At 41.2% G+C, this 16,456-nt stretch carries 15 protein-coding genes and 1 pseudogene; 11 read left to right on the top strand and 5 right to left on the bottom strand.

The window, feature by feature from the left end; genetic code table 11:
• Positions 1-2: 2 nt before the first annotated feature.
• The 5 genes from FM038_RS15690 to galU all read left to right on the top strand — a co-directional run bounded on the left by FM038_RS15690 (position 3) and on the right by galU (position 5,783).
• Positions 3-932 carry a glycosyltransferase family 2 protein gene (locus FM038_RS15690; protein ID WP_195873081.1) on the top strand — a complete coding sequence of 310 codons (930 nt, stop codon included), beginning with the start codon at positions 3-5 and terminating at the stop codon, positions 930-932.
• Positions 933-953: 21 nt separating this feature from the next.
• On the top strand, positions 954-1,709 hold the full coding sequence (locus FM038_RS15685) for a WecB/TagA/CpsF family glycosyltransferase (protein ID WP_142874282.1): 756 nt from the start codon (positions 954-956) through the stop codon (positions 1,707-1,709).
• A 2-nt stretch (positions 1,710-1,711) separates the two neighbouring features.
• Positions 1,712-3,619 (top strand): acyltransferase family protein, encoded by a 1,908-nt coding sequence (locus FM038_RS15680; RefSeq protein WP_142874281.1) that lies wholly within the window; start codon positions 1,712-1,714, stop codon positions 3,617-3,619.
• Positions 3,620-3,637: 18 nt separating this feature from the next.
• The gene (locus FM038_RS15675) at positions 3,638-4,804 is read left to right on the top strand and encodes a nucleotide sugar dehydrogenase (protein WP_142874280.1); all 1,167 of its coding nucleotides are present in this window, start codon (positions 3,638-3,640) and stop codon (positions 4,802-4,804) included.
• A gap of 91 nt (positions 4,805-4,895) precedes the next feature.
• On the top strand, positions 4,896-5,783 hold the full coding sequence (gene galU / locus FM038_RS15670) for a UTP--glucose-1-phosphate uridylyltransferase GalU (protein WP_142874279.1): 888 nt from the start codon (positions 4,896-4,898) through the stop codon (positions 5,781-5,783).
• A gap of 79 nt (positions 5,784-5,862) precedes the next feature.
• On the opposite strand, the gene rfbA is transcribed toward galU, so the two are convergent.
• From rfbA to FM038_RS25435, 3 genes are all read right to left on the bottom strand, one after another.
• Positions 5,863-6,738 (bottom strand): glucose-1-phosphate thymidylyltransferase RfbA, encoded by an 876-nt coding sequence (gene rfbA, locus FM038_RS15665; protein WP_142874278.1) that lies wholly within the window; start codon positions 6,736-6,738, stop codon positions 5,863-5,865.
• The gene (rfbB, locus tag FM038_RS15660) at positions 6,735-7,805 is read right to left on the bottom strand and encodes a dTDP-glucose 4,6-dehydratase (RefSeq protein WP_142874277.1); all 1,071 of its coding nucleotides are present in this window, start codon (positions 7,803-7,805) and stop codon (positions 6,735-6,737) included. The genes rfbA and rfbB overlap by 4 nt, the downstream gene beginning before the upstream one ends.
• 197 nt (positions 7,806-8,002) lie before the next feature.
• Positions 8,003-8,122: a nucleotidyltransferase domain-containing protein gene (locus FM038_RS25435; protein ID WP_419555597.1), complete on the bottom strand. Its 120-nt coding sequence runs from the start codon at positions 8,120-8,122 to the stop codon at positions 8,003-8,005.
• A gap of 93 nt (positions 8,123-8,215) precedes the next feature.
• Between FM038_RS25435 and FM038_RS15650 the strand changes: the two are divergent.
• Together FM038_RS15650 and FM038_RS15645 are read left to right on the top strand one after the other, a co-directional pair.
• A pseudogene (locus FM038_RS15650) lies at positions 8,216-8,575 on the top strand (sugar phosphate nucleotidyltransferase); the annotation flags it as partial.
• A gap of 165 nt (positions 8,576-8,740) precedes the next feature.
• Positions 8,741-9,298 carry a flagellar basal body FlgE domain-containing protein gene (locus tag FM038_RS15645; RefSeq protein ID WP_142874275.1) on the top strand — a complete coding sequence of 186 codons (558 nt, stop codon included), beginning with the start codon at positions 8,741-8,743 and terminating at the stop codon, positions 9,296-9,298.
• Positions 9,299-9,803: 505 nt separating this feature from the next.
• Here FM038_RS15645 and hepT read toward each other — a convergent pair.
• Positions 9,804-10,205: a type VII toxin-antitoxin system HepT family RNase toxin gene (gene hepT / locus FM038_RS15640; RefSeq protein ID WP_142874274.1), complete on the bottom strand. Its 402-nt coding sequence runs from the start codon at positions 10,203-10,205 to the stop codon at positions 9,804-9,806.
• A gap of 66 nt (positions 10,206-10,271) precedes the next feature.
• On the bottom strand, positions 10,272-10,670 hold the full coding sequence (gene mntA / locus FM038_RS15635; protein WP_142874273.1) for a type VII toxin-antitoxin system MntA family adenylyltransferase antitoxin: 399 nt from the start codon (positions 10,668-10,670) through the stop codon (positions 10,272-10,274).
• An 837-nt stretch (positions 10,671-11,507) separates the two neighbouring features.
• Here mntA and cysD point away from each other — a divergent pair.
• The 4 genes from cysD (at position 11,508) to FM038_RS15615 (ending at position 16,388) form a co-directional block, all read left to right on the top strand.
• A complete protein-coding gene (gene cysD / locus FM038_RS15630; RefSeq protein WP_142874272.1) occupies positions 11,508-12,413 on the top strand; it encodes a sulfate adenylyltransferase subunit CysD in 906 nt (301 codons plus the stop codon).
• Positions 12,414-12,600: 187 nt separating this feature from the next.
• On the top strand, positions 12,601-12,954 hold the full coding sequence (locus tag FM038_RS15625) for a four helix bundle protein (protein WP_142874271.1): 354 nt from the start codon (positions 12,601-12,603) through the stop codon (positions 12,952-12,954).
• Between the two features lie 81 nt (positions 12,955-13,035).
• Positions 13,036-14,442, top strand: a complete 1,407-nt coding sequence (cysN, locus tag FM038_RS15620) for a sulfate adenylyltransferase subunit CysN (protein ID WP_142874270.1) — start codon at positions 13,036-13,038, stop codon at positions 14,440-14,442.
• A 218-nt stretch (positions 14,443-14,660) separates the two neighbouring features.
• Positions 14,661-16,388, top strand: coding sequence for an SLC13 family permease (locus FM038_RS15615; protein ID WP_142874269.1), 1,728 nt, complete (start codon positions 14,661-14,663; stop codon positions 16,386-16,388).
• Positions 16,389-16,456: the final 68 nt, after the last annotated feature.

Below are 16,456 nucleotides of genomic sequence, written 5' to 3'. Positions count from 1 at the left end.
CTGTGTACTCTATCTCTGTAGTGATACCACTGTATAATAAGGCGCAATACATTGAACGGGCGATAGACTCTATCGCGAAGCAAACCATAGCCGTTGATGAGATCATTATTGTTGATGATGGTTCAACGGATGGTAGTGCCGAAATTGTTGCGTCACGGTTTCCAAAAGTCACATTGATTAGGCAGGTTAACCAAGGGGTTTCTGTAGCAAGAAATACTGGAATCGAGCATGCCAACACTGAATTTATCGCATTCCTTGATGCAGATGATTATTGGGATGCTAGCTTTATTGCCAATATTTTTGAGTTAATGAACATAGATAAAACTGCCGGTTTATATTGTACCCATTACTCTTTTGTAGAAAACAAAAGAGTAATCGCCGCAAAACTGAAAGGTATGCCGGGTAAACCTGGTTATATCACTGATTATTTTTCATCATGCTTTAATGCTGACCTCCCTATTACTGCTTCATCGGTGTGTATTCGTCGTGCTATTTTACTCGACATTGCTGGTTTTCCTGTAGGTATGAAAATGGGAGAGGATCAAGTTGTCTGGAGTAAAGTTGCCTGTCGCTCACGGATTATGTTTCATCCCCAAAGCTGTGTGTTTTACGATCTAACAGTGTCGGGCAGTGCATGTGATTTGAATCAAGTCATCGTCCCGGCCCCTCAGTTAGCGATATTTGACACTATGCTTGCCGACGGCGAGGTTCCAATCGAACTGCAGAAAGGTTTAAAAGATTTAATGCATCTCACAGTTATGAGTTGCGTGAAGAACAATCTGGTTTTAGGTGATAAAAAAGCAGCAATGAGGCTTTTACTGTCCTCCTCCTTTCTAAAGGTCGATTTTTATCGCTTTGTGGGCATGTTAGCTCTGTTAGTGCCAAAATCCATATTCTATAAGCTATATACTTTTGCGAAAAATCGAAGGTAGTTTTACATTCTCACAGGTTTAATGATGCACCCAATTATCAATAAAGTTATTCAAGCTCCAGAGATCAATGAAAGTTTTACTCGCTCAATGGATTGCTCTTTAGAGAATATGAGCCAGCCAAAGCTAATTAGCTTCGTTAATCCATACTCTTATATGATTTTGAAGGATAACTTTGCTTGTTATGAACAGGTTGATGTTTTTTATAGTGATGCCATTGTCTCCAGCCTAACGTTCTCCTTGATTGCAAATAAACGTGTCCCAAGAGTCAGCTTTGATTATGGATCTTTTGGAAAAACCTTCTTGGAGACATTAAATCAATCCAGAGCAGCTGTTTACTTTATTGGTGCTAAACCCAATGAAATTGCTAAAACGATGGCACTGTTTCAGCAAGAGTACCCCAATCTTAACGTTGTAGGTTACCGGGATGGGTATTTTTCTGATGATGCTGAGACACTTAATGCCATTAAAACGATCATAGAGACAGGGGCTGAGTACGTAGTGTGTGGTATGGGTACGCCATATCAGGAGCACTTTGGTGCACAACTAAAGGCGCACTCTTTCGGAGGGATTAAAGAGATCTATACCTGTGGTGGTTTTTTGCATCAAAGCTCCGAAGGGGTTCAGTATTACCCTGATTTAATTAATCAGCTTCACCTGCGTTGGTTATATAGAATATTTAATGATAAATATGTGATTAAACGTCTTTTAAATCAATACCCTAGGTTTTTGTTTTCTCTGGCGTATGATTCTATCGTTTCAGTTTTTAAAAGGAAGTAAAAGTGAGCTTTAGGCATGATATAAATTTTTTACGGTGCTTTGCGGTATTAAGCGTTTTGTTGTTTCATTTTGAAGTGACAGCTATTTCCGGTGGTTTTGCCGGTGTAGATATCTTTTTTGTCATTTCAGGCTTCTTAATGACAAAAATTATCTTTCAAGGGATTGATCACGGTAGCTTTAGCCTCATTAAATTTTATATCTCAAGAGCAAAGCGGATCATTCCTGCGCTGGCTTTTCTGTGTCTTTGTTTAGTGATTATAGGTTGGTTTATCCTTCTGCCAACCGAGTATCGGCAGTTAGGCAAGCATGCTACGAGTAGTTTGGTATTTCTATCTAACATTATTTTTTCAGCTGAAGCTGGGTATTTTGATACAGCTTCACATGAAAAATTACTTCTGCATACTTGGTCATTATCTATTGAGTGGCAGTTTTATATTTTATACCCTCTATTGATTCTACTGTTTAAAAAGCTCGTAGGTGCTCCCCAACTGAGAGTGACCTTGCTCTTGCTCACATTAGCTTTGTTTCTTTATAATTTATTTGTCAATTATGTCGGAGACGGCTCTCAATATTTTAGCCTGCTTTGCCGATCTTGGGAGATGCTGCTTGGGGGAGTCGCCTATCTATATCCTTTAAAAGCATCAAAATCTACACGAGCAATGCTGGCATATATTGGTATTACTGGGCTGATCACATCTATTTTCCTCGTAGATTCAAGCTATCAATGGCCCGGTACAATGACCTTGTTGCCTGTTCTAGCGACTTTTTTAGTTATTTTTGCAGATCATAAAGATGGACGTATTTTCTCACTTAAGCCATTTAATTTACTCGGTAATATTTCATATTCTGTTTATCTTTGGCATTGGCCTATAGCTGTTCTATGTGTAAGAGCTTTTGGGGAAATATCAGCTATTCATGCAATTTTCGGTATTGTGATCTCACTACTGCTTGGGTATCTATCTTTTATATTTATTGAGCAGTCTTTTAAAAACTTCAACAATAGTCTTAAATTAGCCTCCTACTCCTTAGTTTCTTTGGTGACAGTGCTAGTTGTTACTGTCTCTATCTACCTAGTGAATGGTGCGCCTTATGAGTCAAGGTTTGCTAAAAACATTATTGTTGCAGACCAAGAGTTTCTTAATCGTGAACCTAGAAAAGGCCGCTGTTTAAGTGAGAAGGCGACATCATCTCCTCGTTGTACTTATGGTCCTGAAAAGTCCTTACCTGATCTTATTTTAATCGGAGATAGTCATGCGAGTACTATGGTTAATGCTGTTGTAAAATCTTTGCCTAGTGATTCGTCAGTTTTATTTATTGCTCAAGCTGGGTGCCCGACAATTAAAGGTGTGACGCTAAATAATAGTAATGCTGAGAGTTGTCGTTCATTCATCGATAATGAACTGGCTAATATTCAACAGAACTACCCTCATATCCCTATTCTGGTTGTTAATCGTTGGTCTTACTACATATCCGGTAAGTTAGGAGAGGAAGCTGGCGCCCGAATAACGCTAGATGATCCTAACATTGGTTTTCAGAAAGGTTTTAATCAAGCTCTAGAACAGACTTGGTGCTCAATTGCCGATAATAGTCGGGTTATATTTATGACTCCTACTCCTGAATTTCCGATGAGTATGCCTAAGAATGTCGCTCGGATGCTTTTAGATGGAGACTTCGAAGCTCCTTTCGTCAGTATGGCTTCATATTCACAACGTAATCATGTTTTTATAGAGGCTTTGGAGCAACTGTCAACGAGTTGTAACATTGAAACTGTTAATGTAACTCAATCCCTTTGTAAGAATGATAGGTGCTTCGGTACGACCGGAGAAAGGCCTAACTATTACGATGATAATCATTTAAGTGAATGGGGGGCCCGTTTATTAGTTCCCCAGTTGACTAAGCTGCTAAATTAACTTTATTGAGTAATAATTATGAAAATTGCCATTGCTGGAACAGGCTATGTAGGACTGTCAAACGCGGTGCTTCTTGCACAGCATAATGAAGTTGTTGCTGTTGATATTATCGATGAAAAAGTTAACCTCATTAATCAACAGGTTTCACCTATCTCAGATAATGAGATAGAGGATTTTTTAGTCAATAAGTCACTTGATTTAGTTGCTACGGTTGATAAAGTACATGCTTATCAAGGTGCAGACTATGTGGTGATAGCGACGCCTACAGATTATGATCCTGTCACTAACTTTTTTAATACTTCCTCTGTTGAAGCTGTTATTCAAGATGTACTAGAGATAAATCCTGCTGCGGTGATCATAATCAAGTCGACAGTGCCGGTTGGATATACCGAATCAGTTCGCCAAAAATTTGAGTGTGATAACATTATCTTCTCGCCGGAGTTTTTACGTGAAGGTAAGGCGTTATATGACAACTTACACCCATCTCGGATTATCATAGGTGAGCGTTCTGAGCGAGCAAGAGTTTTTGCTAGCTTGTTAGGGGATGCTGCAATTAAGTCTGATATTGACATTCTGTTCACTGACTCTACTGAAGCCGAAGCGGTTAAGCTGTTTTCTAATACCTTTTTAGCCATGCGTGTTGCTTACTTTAATGAATTAGATACCTATGCGGAAACCCATGGCCTAGACACCAAACAGATCATCGAAGGTGTCGGCTTAGACCCTCGTATTGGTAATCATTATAACAATCCCTCTTTTGGTTATGGTGGTTACTGTTTACCTAAAGATACTAAACAGCTTCGTGCAAACTATGCTGATGTACCGAACTCGTTGATCAGTGCCATTGTTGAAGCCAATTCCACTCGTAAAGACTTTATTGCCGATTCAATAATTAAGAAAAACCCTACTACCGTCGGTATCTATCGACTGATCATGAAAAGCGGTTCTGATAATTTCAGAGCGTCGTCTATTCAAGGGATCATGAAACGAATTAAGGCGAAAGGTATTGAGGTTGTTGTTTATGAGCCTGTACTCGACGAAGCTGAATTCTATCACTCTCGTGTAGTAAAAGACCTTGCTGAGTTTAAGCAGATGTCAGATGTTATTGTTTCCAACCGTATGGTTGAAGAACTCAGCGATGTTGTTGATAAAATTTACACTAGGGATCTTTTTGGCAGTGATTAATTCACTACAATAGTCATTACAGTGACCTCTTATTGAGCTTAACAGAGTTATGAATTTAATTTAGTTAAGCTCTTTTCGTTTAAGGATTAAAATGAAAGTAGTTATTCCGGTTGCAGGTCTTGGTACCCGTATGTTGCCTGCCACTAAAGCGATACCTAAAGAGATGTTGCCCTTGGTCGACAAACCGCTCATTCAGTATATCGTTAATGAATGTGTTAGTGCGGGTATCAAAGAAATTGTGCTTGTAACTCACGCCAGTAAAAATGCTATCGAGAACCACTTCGATACCTCTTATGAACTCGAGTCTACTCTGGAGAAACGGGTTAAGCGTCAGTTGTTAGATGAAGTTCAGGCTATCTGTCCCAAGGATGTGACTATTATGCATGTGCGGCAGGGGGAAGCTAAGGGTCTTGGACATGCAGTCTTATGTGCAAAACCATGCATAGGCAATAATCCTTTTGCTGTGGTTTTACCCGATGTTATTTTAGATGAATACACAGCCAACCAAAGCAGTGATAACTTAGCGGCCATGATTGGCCGCTACAAGTCTACTTTGGCTAGTCAGATCATGGTTTCACCAGTGTCTGATGAAGACGTCAGTAAGTATGGTATTGCCGATTGTGATGGTGTTGCTCTGTGTGCTGGTGAGTCGACGGCTATCACTAAGATGGTTGAGAAACCTGCTCTTGATGAGGCGCCATCTAATCTTGCTGTTGTTGGCCGTTATGTCTTATCTGAAAAGATCTGGGATCTTCTGGCAAGAACGCCAGCAGGTGCAGGGGATGAGATTCAACTTACAGATGCCATCGATATGTTGATCGAATCCGATACCGTTGAGGCCTTCCATATGACAGGAAAGGCACATGATTGCGGTGACAAACTTGGTTATATGACCGCCTTTGTTGAGTATGGTCTGAGAAATGAAAAACTGGGTGTTGAGTTTAGAGAACAGTTAGAATTAATGTTAGCTAATAGTTGAACAGAGCCTTAGTGATATGACCCCGATGAAGTGGACTCGGGGTTTAAAGAAATGGCAATCCAAGTTTTAGTGAGTTAATTTAGCGGATATTGCCATTTGCTATATCTGTTAAGTATTTTCCATATCCCGTTTTAGCAAGAGGTCTTGCAAGTTCAAGCAGATCTTCTTTTTGCAACCATCCGTTACGATATGCGATCTCTTCGAGACAGGCGATTTTCATTCCCTGTCTGTGTTCGATAGTTTGAACAAACTGCCCAGCTTCAATGAGACTGTCATGGGTACCTGTATCTAGCCATGCAAAGCCTCTGCCCAGAAGTTCTACTGATAATTGGTCTCGGTCAAAATAAGCCTGGTTAATACAGGTTATCTCTAATTCTCCCCTTGCTGAAGGCTTTACTTTTTTGGCTATGTCGACCACTTGGTTATCATAAAAGTAAAGCCCAGTTACTGCCCATTTCGATTTTGGCTGCTTAGGTTTTTCTTCTAGGCTTAACACGTTGAAAGCTTCATCAAATTCAACAATACCAAAACGGCAGGGGTCTTTGACTTGATAGGCAAATACAGTGGCGCCTTTTTTATTGCTCTTAGCTCGGGTGATTTTCTCTGTAAAACCTTGTCCGTAAAAAATATTATCGCCAAGAATCAAGCAGACATCATCTTGTCCGATGAACTCTTCCCCTATGATGAATGCCTGTGCCAAGCCTTCTGGTTTAGGCTGAACAGCATAAGAAAGGGAAATGCCGAAATGACTACCGTCTCCAAGTAATTTCTTAAAATTTATCTGATCTTCCGGTGTGGTAATGAGTAATATCTCATCTATTTTAGCTAACATTAATACAGACAAAATATAATAAATCATAGGTTTGTCATAAATGGGTAACAGCTGTTTAGAGACTCCTTTTGTTATTGGATATAAACGTGTGCCTGAGCCTCCGGCTAATATAATACCTTTCATTTTTTGCCTTTAATCAGACCTAAGCGATCCATTGCATATGTGTTGTCCATAATAGCTTGCCACCATTCTTGGTGATCAAGATACCATTGAACGGTTTTTTCTAGCCCCGTTTCGAACGTCTCTGTTGGTAGCCAGTTTAGGTCTGCTGCGATTTTAGACGCATCGATGGCGTAACGTAAGTCATGCCCTGGTCGGTCATCAACAAAAGTGATCAGTTCTCGATAGTGAGCGTGTTCTTTGGGTTTACCGACTAAGGATTGTAATACATCACAAATAGTTTCAACGACTTCCAGGTTCGTTTTCTCGTTATGGCCACCTATGTTGTACGTTTGTCCTACCGCTCCTGTAGTAAGCACGCTATAGAGCGCTCTGGCATGGTCTTCAACATAGAGCCAATCACGTACCTGATCACCCTTACCATAGATAGGAAGCGGCTTATTGTGCAGGGCATTGATAATAACTAAGGGAATGAGTTTTTCAGGGAAATGAAAAGGTCCATAGTTGTTTGAGCAGTTTGTCATGATAATCGGTAAGCCATATGTTCGGTGCCAGGCTTGAACTAAATGATCGGATGAGGCTTTCGACGCCGAATAAGGGCTACTTGGTGCATAGGGGGTCTCTTCTGTGAAAAGCGCACCCGTATCGCCTAAGTCACCAAATACTTCATCTGTAGAAATATGGTGAAATCTAAATGCTGCTTTTTTATCACTTTCTAACTGCTGCCAGTAGTGACGGGCGACCTCAAGCAAATTATAGGTACCAACAATATTTGTCTGGATAAATTCAGCGGGTCCATCTATGGAGCGATCCACATGACTCTCTGCGGCTAAATGCATAATACAATCTGGTTGAAAGTCACTAAATATTTTTTGGACAGTTTGGTAGTCACAGATATCGGCTTGAACAAATTGGTATCGTGGTGATGAACTAACACTAGCAACAGATGTTAGGTTTCCGGCGTAAGTCAGCTTGTCTAAATTCAACACCCTGTCTTGAGTGTTGTTGATAATATGCCTAATGACTGCAGAGCCGATAAATCCGGCTCCGCCAGTTACTATGATGTTCATTTTTTATAGCCTTTTTATAGCTTTTTTTGTAGCCTTCTTAGAATCAAGAATAAGCTTAGATTGAACTTCTCAATCACCCAGAAAGATTCACGTTATTGGCCCATGAACAGTGAGGTTCAACTGTGATCTAGCTATTAACTATCAATGACTATCTCGTTTGAGAAAGTGATGCGGACATTTCTTTAAGGTTTTCCGGTTCACTTATTTATTGCAGCTGTTCTTAGATTAGAGATGAAGTCGAGTGCTTTGTTTGGCAACATTGTAATATCTAGATCACCTTCTGGATGCTGTTCTCCGCCCGCATATGAACCAAACATATAGATTAGCTTTAGATTGGGAAGTTGGGTTCTAATTGCGTTAATTTGTACCCTTGTGAGTATACCATAAGCAAAAAACATGATGAATTGTTCGATTGTGATGGTGTTGCTCTGTGTGCTGGGGAGTCGACGGCTATCTCTAAGATGGTTGAGAAACCTGCTCTTGATGAGGCTCCATCTAATCTTGCTGTTGTTGGCCGTTATGTCTTATCTGAAAAAATCTGGGATCTTCTGGCAAGAACACCCGCTGGTGCCGGGGATGAAATTCAACTTACAGATGCCATCGAGATGTTGATCGAATCCGATACCGTAGAAGCATTTCATATGACAGGTAAGTCCCATGATTGTGGTGATAAGCTAGGCTACATGATGGCGTTTGTTGAGTATGGTCTGCGTAATGAAAAATTGGGTGAAGATTTTAAGAGGCAACTCACAACATTGCTAGAGAGATAGCTGTTAGATAGACAATTGCTAGAAAAATAACAGCATAGCAGATAACTTAAAATCATCGTATATGTTTGGTCAACATGATTTTTATCATGTTTGAGGTAGATAGAGTGAGATAGACTCGCTTAATACTAATGACCAAATAGTGGTTAAATTAAGGATGATTTATATATGAATGTCATAAAATGTTTATTGGGTACCGTATTAATTTTAGCTCTGTCTGGCTGTGATAACTCTTCAGGTGATAGCAAGGAAGCACCTGTCACTCCTGAAGTGACACCTACATATGAGACAACTAAGGTTAAGTTTCGATTTAACCTTCCGTCATCTTCACCTGTTATGGATACAAGCGAATTTAGTTATGATGACCGGGGGAGTTATGGGGGGTCTGTGACGGCTTTGATTTGTGACCCTATGGGAGAGCAAATTTACTTAACAACCTATTTTATTAAAGTTGATGAAAATAGGTGGGACTTATACTTTAAATTGAAAAATAACGGTTTAAATATTGTTGATGGTGAGGTTGGCGGACTTGGGCAATACAAGGCGTCTCTGGAGTTTGATAATGAGGGCAACTTTATTCGGCAATACCCTTATCTTATTAGCTCATTCGATATTGAGTATGAAGATTTAGTTCAGACGGTAGAGTTTGATTTTTACTCCACCCCTTCGACAAGCCTGGATTTTCCATTAAATGTTTCACTATTAGATGTTAATGGGTGCAAGTAATAGAGCGGTAGCTGTCGCGATAGTTAGGTATAAGTAAGGTATTAGATTGTGTGGGGGGTCTTCAGGCCCGAGGCTTTGGTTGTTTCAGTCAATCGCGGCTAAAGCGGCTCCTACAATAAATGATGGTGAGTGGTTCGATTGTGTAATAGGCCCTAGGCTTTGGTTGTTTCAATCAATCGCGGCTAAAGCACGCTCCTACAATGAATGATGGCGAATTGTTCGATTGTGTAGGAGGGTATTCAGATGTAAGAGGGTCTTCAGGCCCGAGGCTTTGGTTGTTTCAATCAATCGCGGCTAAAGCCGCTCCTACAATGAATGATGGCGAATTGTTTGATTGTGTAGGAGGGCGCTTCAGGCCCGAACCTTTGGTTGTTTAATCAATCGCGGCTAAAGCCGCTCCTACAATAAATGATGGTGTATTGTTTGCTTGTGTAGGAGGGTCTTTAGGCCCGAATTAGGTTTTTGTTGTTAAGCCATCTCAGCCTCTACAGCGCAGCGTCATATTTTATACTGGCTGGATTGCGTCTATAAAATCTTCAAAGTCCTTTAAATTATGTTTGATGACATGGATAACAATGTCGAGATTTAACTCTTGATAGTCATGGACGGCAATATTGCGTAAACCCACCATTTTTTTTAGTTTATCTGCGAGCGCTACTGGTATGACATCGTTTTGTGCTAACAAGGTAAAGCTGTCACGGCTGCTTTGTGGTACTCCAAACTTATGTTGACGACTTATGTGGTTGGCTATATCTATGCTCGCCTCGCAGGCTCTTTGCAAGTTGAGCAATACACTATCTTGTAAGGTGTAATCATGTGGAAAGGAGCTACCATCTCCATAAACATCTTTAATACGTGTTAAACAGCGTCTGATAGTGGTTAATTTATTGATTGTTATATCGTTCATCGATATGCCTCTTAGTTCTCGCTGAGTGACCACATCTTTATACCGATTGGTATAAGCCATACATACTTACTGGTTGTGATTTATCGATTTGAAGTCGCTTAATATTTCGGCTCTTTCGGCCTGTAGATGTTGATACATCGACATGGTTTTTGTCGTAAAAATATCATCATCGTGAGTATTTCCCCAAAGGCATATCCCTTGAGTAATGACTTGCTGACACAATACCGTTGAAGCGCAATTGAGATCAATCAGATCGACATCGACATCAAATTCAGAGGCTAACTCTTGGGCTATGTCCCAACGTGTAATATTATCGAGTGCTTTGTTTGGCAGTATGGCAATATCCAGATCACTTTCGGGATGCTGTTCTCCACTCGCATATGAACCAAACAAGTAGATTAGCTTGAGATTGGGAAGTTTGCTTCTAACTGCGTTAATGAGTACGGCTTTATCTAATTGGAACATGCGAGCGTTACTTGTTAATTCTAGTACTGTTGTGAGTATACCATAAGCAAAAAACATGATGAATTGTTCGATTGTGTAGGAGGGTATTCAGATGTAAGAGGGTCTTCAGGCCGAGGCTTTGGTTGTTTTAACCAATCGCGGCTAAAGCGCCTCCAGCAATGAATGATGGTGAGTTATTCGATTGTGTAAGAGGGTCTTTAGGCCCTAGGCTTTGGTTGTTTTAATCAATCGCGACTAAAGCCGCTCCTACAATAAATGATGGCGAATTGTTTGATTGTGTAGGAGGGTCTTTAGGCCCGAGACTTTGGTTGTTTTAATCAATCGCGGCTAAAGCCGCTCCTACAATGAATGATGGCGAATTGTTTGCTTGTGTAGGAGGGTCTTTAGGCCCGAGGCTTTGGTTGTTTCACCCAATCGCGGCTAAAGCACGCTCCTACAATAAATGATGGTGTATTGTTTGCTTGTGTAGGAGGGTCTTCAGGCCCGAGGCTTTGGTTGTTTTAACCAATCGCGGCTAAGCCGCTCTTACAAATTAAGCCGTCTCAGCCTCTACAGCGCAGCGTCATCTTAGATTTTCCAGGTTAGCCGCCGTCTTGGCTTTTGACACCTTCTTAGCCCTAACAGCGCCGCATCATCTTAGCCTCCCTTTTCTATGAAAATCGTTTCTGCACTTTATATTCCATTTCGTTATAGATAAAACGTTTTTATAACTTCTAATCCTTTTCTGTGCTGTTATTATCTTCTTAAGCTAAATTTCGTTAGTTACCGACAACTATACTTAAAAATAATGATAGTTGTCGTTAACTGGATTTGATCACGTTTTATGCGGAAATCAATATGTCTACACATCTAACTCACCTTAAGCAGCTTGAAGCTGAATCCATTCAAATTATGCGTGAAGTGGCCGCAGAATTTGATAACCCTGTGATGCTTTACTCTGTTGGTAAGGATTCATCTGTCTTACTGCACTTGGCTCGTAAAGCATTCTATCCGGGAAAGATTCCTTTTCCTTTATTGCATGTCGATACCAACTGGAAGTTCAAGGAGATGATTGCCTTTCGTGATCAGATGGCTGAAAAGCATGGCTTAGACTTGATTGTTCATAAGAACCCGCGTGGGTTAGAGATGAACATAAGTCCTTTTACTCATGGCAGTGCAAAGCATACAGATATCATGAAAACTGAAGGGCTTAAACAAGCTTTAGATATGCATGGTTTCGATGCCGCTTTCGGTGGTGCCCGCCGCGATGAAGAGAAGTCTCGGGCTAAAGAACGTGTCTACTCCTTCCGTGACAATAAGCACAGATGGGATCCTAAGAACCAACGCCCTGAACTTTGGAATATCTATAACGGCAAAGTCGATAAAGGCGAAAGTATTCGAGTTTTCCCGCTTTCAAACTGGACTGAACTTGATATTTGGCAGTATATCTACCTTGAAGGTATTGAAATTCCTTCGCTTTATCTTGCAAAGCCTCGCCCAGTCGTTAAGCGCGATGGCACCTTGATCATGGTCGATGATGAACGTATGCCAATCGAAGAAGGTGAGGTTGTCGAACAAAAAATGGTCCGCTTTAGAACTCTGGGCTGTTATCCATTGACCGGCGCTGTTGAGTCTGAGGCCACTACATTGCCTGAGATCATTCAAGAGATGTTGCTTTGTACGACTTCAGAACGCCAAGGTCGAGTGATAGATAATGACTCTTCGGGCTCGATGGAAAAGAAGAAGATGGAAGGGTACTTCTAGGCGGAGCCTAGACAGCTACGAGTTAAAGCAACTGCAAAGAAAGTATCGAGTTTCGATAAAACGGCTCCGAGCTAAAGACAGAGCTAAGAAAGTCTCGAGTAAAAGATTAAAGAAAACTAGAAACCATTGTTGTGATTTAATTTTTTGGTTTTTTATCATTCGTAGCTCGACAGGCAAGGAGGCCTATATGAAATATGAACAACTTGAAGTCTGGCAGCGAAGTTTTTCCCTGAGCGTTCAGATATATAGATTGTTTTCTGAATCTCGTGACTTTGGTTTTAAAGATCAAATATGTCGTTCAGGTTTATCGGTACCAAGCAATATTGCAGAGGGCATGGAACGGGAGTCTGACAGAGAAAAAGCCAGGTTCTTAAGTATTGCTAAAGGTTCTATTGGTGAGCTAAAGACTCAAATAATGATTGGTGAAGAGATCCAATATATTTCCAGTGATGAATCTTCAATATTAGCCAGTGAATGTGAACAAATTAGTAAAATGCTTGGGAGTTTCATTAAAACTCTCAGAAAAAATATTGAAAATTGATTCAACAGTGAGCAAGCTTTTCGAAGCTCGAAGCTCGAAGCTCGAAGCTCGAAGCTCGAAGCTCATAGATAAGGAACAGAGATGACCACAAGTTCGAATTTGATTGCTTCTGACATCGAAGCGTATCTGAAAGTCCACGAAAACAAAGATATGTTGCGAGTGTTAACTTGTGGCAGTGTCGATGATGGCAAGTCTACTTTAATTGGTCGTTTGTTGTTTGATAGCAAAATGATTTTTGAAGATCAGATGGCAGCCATTGAGAAAGATTCTAAGCGCTTTAATACTACCGATGAGTCATTCGATTTAGCATTACTCGTTGATGGTCTGCAGTCTGAGCGAGAGCAGGGTATTACTATTGATGTTGCTTATCGTTATTTTGCCACAGAGCAGCGCAAATTTATTATGGCCGATACGCCGGGCCATGAGCAGTATACCCGCAACATGGCCACAGGTGCTTCAACCTGTGATTTAGCGATTATCCTGATTGATGCTCGTCACGGTGTGCAAGTTCAGACGCGTCGTCATAGCTTTATCTGTTCTCAGTTAGGTATTAAGCATGTCATCGTCGCGATCAATAAGATGGATGCGGTGGATTATGATCAAGCTACCTATCAAAGCATTAAGAAAGAGTACCGTGAGTTTGCCAAAAACCTCGCGTTCTCAGATATTCGCTTTGTGCCTATCTCGGCATTAAAAGGCGATAATGTTGTCAACGAAAGTGAGCATATGACCTGGTATCCAGGTTCTACGCTATTGAAATTACTTAACACAGTTTCTGTTGAACAAGATAAGAGCGAATCGCTTCGTTTTCAGGTTCAATACGTTAATCGTCCGAATCTGGATTTCCGTGGTTTTTGTGGCACTGTTGGTTCGGGAGAGGTGCGCGTTGGTGATACTGTTGTCGCGCTGCCCTCTAATAAAGAAACCCGTGTGAAATCAATCGTGACTTTTGATGGTGAACTAGAAAAAGCTTCAGCAGGTCAAGCTGTTACTCTGACGCTTGAAGACGAAATAGATGTCAGTCGTGGTGACATGTTAGTACGTCCCCATGATAAGCCGCATTCAACCCGTAACTTCGAAGCTGACGTGGTTTGGATGACTGAAGAGCCTCTTTGTGTTGATAGAGAATATGCTATCAAGGTCGGCAGTAAATCTGTTTACGGTTATGCCAATGCAATCAATCATAAGATAGATGTGAATACCCTCGAGAAACAAGACGCTCAACAGCTTGAACTCAATGAAATTGGTAACTGCCACTTTGCTGTCACCGAGCCGATTCAGTTTGATGCCTATAATGCTAATCGTGCAACAGGTGCATTTATCATCATAGATCGCCTGACCAATGTGACAGTCGGTGCCGGTATGATCCGCAATTCTATCGAAGGCAAGTCTGTTAAACAGCACAGCTACTCTGAGTTTGAGTTAGAGATGAACGCCTTGGTACGTAAGCATTTCCCACATTGGGGAACGAAGGATATCTCTTTGTAGGAGGGGCTTTATTGTAGGAGGGGCTTTAGCCCCGAAATCACGGCAAATAAAACCATCGCGGCTAAAGCACGCTCCTACTGTGTACGGGCTTTATCCGGCCTGTTTGGATTTATTCGATTGTGTAGGTTTTATTCTTATGTAGGACTGGCTTTAGCCGGGAGTTTTTGCTTTTATCAATCGCGGCTGAAGCCGCTCCTACAATGAAAAGATAGGATTTTATGTCTTTAGATGCATACTTCACCATAGGACTTTTTTTCGCGACTATTGCGGGACTGGTCCGCTTTCAGAGCCGCCCAGCTGTCGTGTTCGGTGTGGTTCTGTTGATTATGGTTGCTTTTAATCTAGTCTCAAGAGAGCAGCTACTCTCTAGTATGTCTAATCCTGGTCTAGTCACACTGGTTTTATTAATCCTGTGCTCGTTTGCGCTTGAAAAAACGCGTTTACTGAGGGTGATAGCGTCTAAAGTGATAGTGAGCAGCTACAACTCTACCTGGATGAGGCTGTTTGGGATCACCGCGCTGAGCTCTGCCATGCTAAATAACACGGCTGTGGTTGCCACCTTACTATCACCCATTCGCAATAATCCACATCATTTTGCCAGTAAGTTATTGTTGCCATTGTCTTATGCCGCTATTTTGGGCGGAACCCTAACCTTAATTGGTACATCGACGAACCTGATAGTTAATAGTTTATATATCGATGCAGTGGGTCACTCGCTAAACTTCTTTTCATTTACTGCCGTCGGTGCATTATTGGTCTTAGGTTGTGGATTAGTCTTGCGATTTGTTTCTCGTTGGTTACCCGAAATTGAACCCAAAGACACCTGTTCAAAAGGGTATTTTATTGATGCTAAAGTCATTGCAGGTTCTGAGTTAATTGGGCGTTCAGTTGAAGGCAATGGTCTTAGGCACCTTGAGTCACTATTTTTAGTTGAGGTGGTGCGTGATGGCCGCTTGATAAGTCCTGTGACCCCCACCGAAGTGCTTCAAGTGAATGATAGACTGATCTTTAGCGGTGATATTACTAAGGTGATGCAGTTAAGTCAGTTTTCAGGCTTAGAGATGTTTGCTGAAAAGAATGGTCTGCTGGATTCAAATTTGACCGAAGTTGTTGTTAAACAAGAGAGTATATTAATCAATAAAACCTTAAAAGCAGCAGGTTTTAGAGCTTTATTTGATGCGGCAGCGGTCGCGATACGGCGTGATGGGGAGCAGATATCAGGGAAACTCGGTGAGGTTGTTATTAAGGCTGGAGACTTCTTAGTCTTAGCGGTCGGTGAAGATTTTAAGAGTCGTCGCAACATCAGTAAAAACTTCATTGTGATCAGTGGTGTAGAGCCTGAAGTTCGCATCAATGGGATTAAAGCTTGGGTATCTGTTGGCGGCTTTGCCTTGACTATCATGTTAGCTGCCACTGGTGTGATAGAGATGCTGCAAGGAATGCTGCTGTTTCTTGGCGTGCTGATTTTTAGCAAGTGTCTTAACGTTAACGAGGTGGTAAGGCGCTTTCCTGTCGATATTTGGTTAATCGTGTCTTCGGCTATCTTACTTTCACAAGCTTTGGTTAATACAGGCGTTGTCGATGTCATCGCAAACTTAGTACAACAAGGGACCAATAACAACCATCTGTATTTTGCTCTGGTGATTATTTATGTTGCTACTTGGTTGATGACTGAGCTTATTACCAATAACGCCGCTGCGGCATTAATGTTCCCTATTGCTTACAGTATTGCATTAGGCTTTGGCGTCGATATCTTACCGTTTGTGATGACGGTGGCCTTCGCGGCCAGTGGCAGTTTTATTAGCCCGTACGGTTACCAAACTAACTTAATGGTGTACAACGCAGGACAATATCGCATCAGTGATTTTGTTAAAGTCGGTCTACCTGTGAGTTTAGTGTACGCAATGATCGTATTGACCGCCGTACCGGTATTTTTTCCGTTTTAGGGAAAGCAGTGAAGAGCAGCTTTAAGTGGTAAGTTTTAAGTAAAAAACCTTACACGGTATTTCATTGA

This window comes from Shewanella eurypsychrophilus (assembly GCF_007004545.3).
Classification (GTDB): domain Bacteria; phylum Pseudomonadota; class Gammaproteobacteria; order Enterobacterales; family Shewanellaceae; genus Shewanella; species Shewanella eurypsychrophilus.
Note: the sequence above shows the minus strand (reverse complement) of the source record. Positions and strands in the feature narration are given on the sequence as shown.

What these genes read in the sequence shown, in the direction of transcription:
- hepT (WP_142874274.1), bottom strand. Translation starts at nt 10,205, where the DNA reads ATGAACGATATAACAATCAATAAATTAACCACTATCAGACGCTGTTTA.
- FM038_RS15645 (WP_142874275.1), top strand. Translation starts at nt 8,741, where the DNA reads ATGAATGTCATAAAATGTTTATTGGGTACCGTATTAATTTTAGCTCTG.
- FM038_RS15615 (WP_142874269.1), top strand. Translation starts at nt 14,661, where the DNA reads ATGTCTTTAGATGCATACTTCACCATAGGACTTTTTTTCGCGACTATT.
- rfbB (WP_142874277.1), bottom strand. Translation starts at nt 7,805, where the DNA reads ATGAACATCATAGTAACTGGCGGAGCCGGATTTATCGGCTCTGCAGTC.
- FM038_RS25435 (WP_419555597.1), bottom strand. Translation starts at nt 8,122, where the DNA reads ATGTTTGGTTCATATGCGGGCGGAGAACAGCATCCAGAAGGTGATCTA.
- cysD (WP_142874272.1), top strand. Translation starts at nt 11,508, where the DNA reads ATGTCTACACATCTAACTCACCTTAAGCAGCTTGAAGCTGAATCCATT.
- rfbA (WP_142874278.1), bottom strand. Translation starts at nt 6,738, where the DNA reads ATGAAAGGTATTATATTAGCCGGAGGCTCAGGCACACGTTTATATCCA.
- FM038_RS15685 (WP_142874282.1), top strand. Translation starts at nt 954, where the DNA reads ATGATGCACCCAATTATCAATAAAGTTATTCAAGCTCCAGAGATCAAT.
- mntA (WP_142874273.1), bottom strand. Translation starts at nt 10,670, where the DNA reads ATGTTCCAATTAGATAAAGCCGTACTCATTAACGCAGTTAGAAGCAAA.
- FM038_RS15625 (WP_142874271.1), top strand. Translation starts at nt 12,601, where the DNA reads ATGAAATATGAACAACTTGAAGTCTGGCAGCGAAGTTTTTCCCTGAGC.
- cysN (WP_142874270.1), top strand. Translation starts at nt 13,036, where the DNA reads ATGACCACAAGTTCGAATTTGATTGCTTCTGACATCGAAGCGTATCTG.
- galU (WP_142874279.1), top strand. Translation starts at nt 4,896, where the DNA reads ATGAAAGTAGTTATTCCGGTTGCAGGTCTTGGTACCCGTATGTTGCCT.
- FM038_RS15675 (WP_142874280.1), top strand. Translation starts at nt 3,638, where the DNA reads ATGAAAATTGCCATTGCTGGAACAGGCTATGTAGGACTGTCAAACGCG.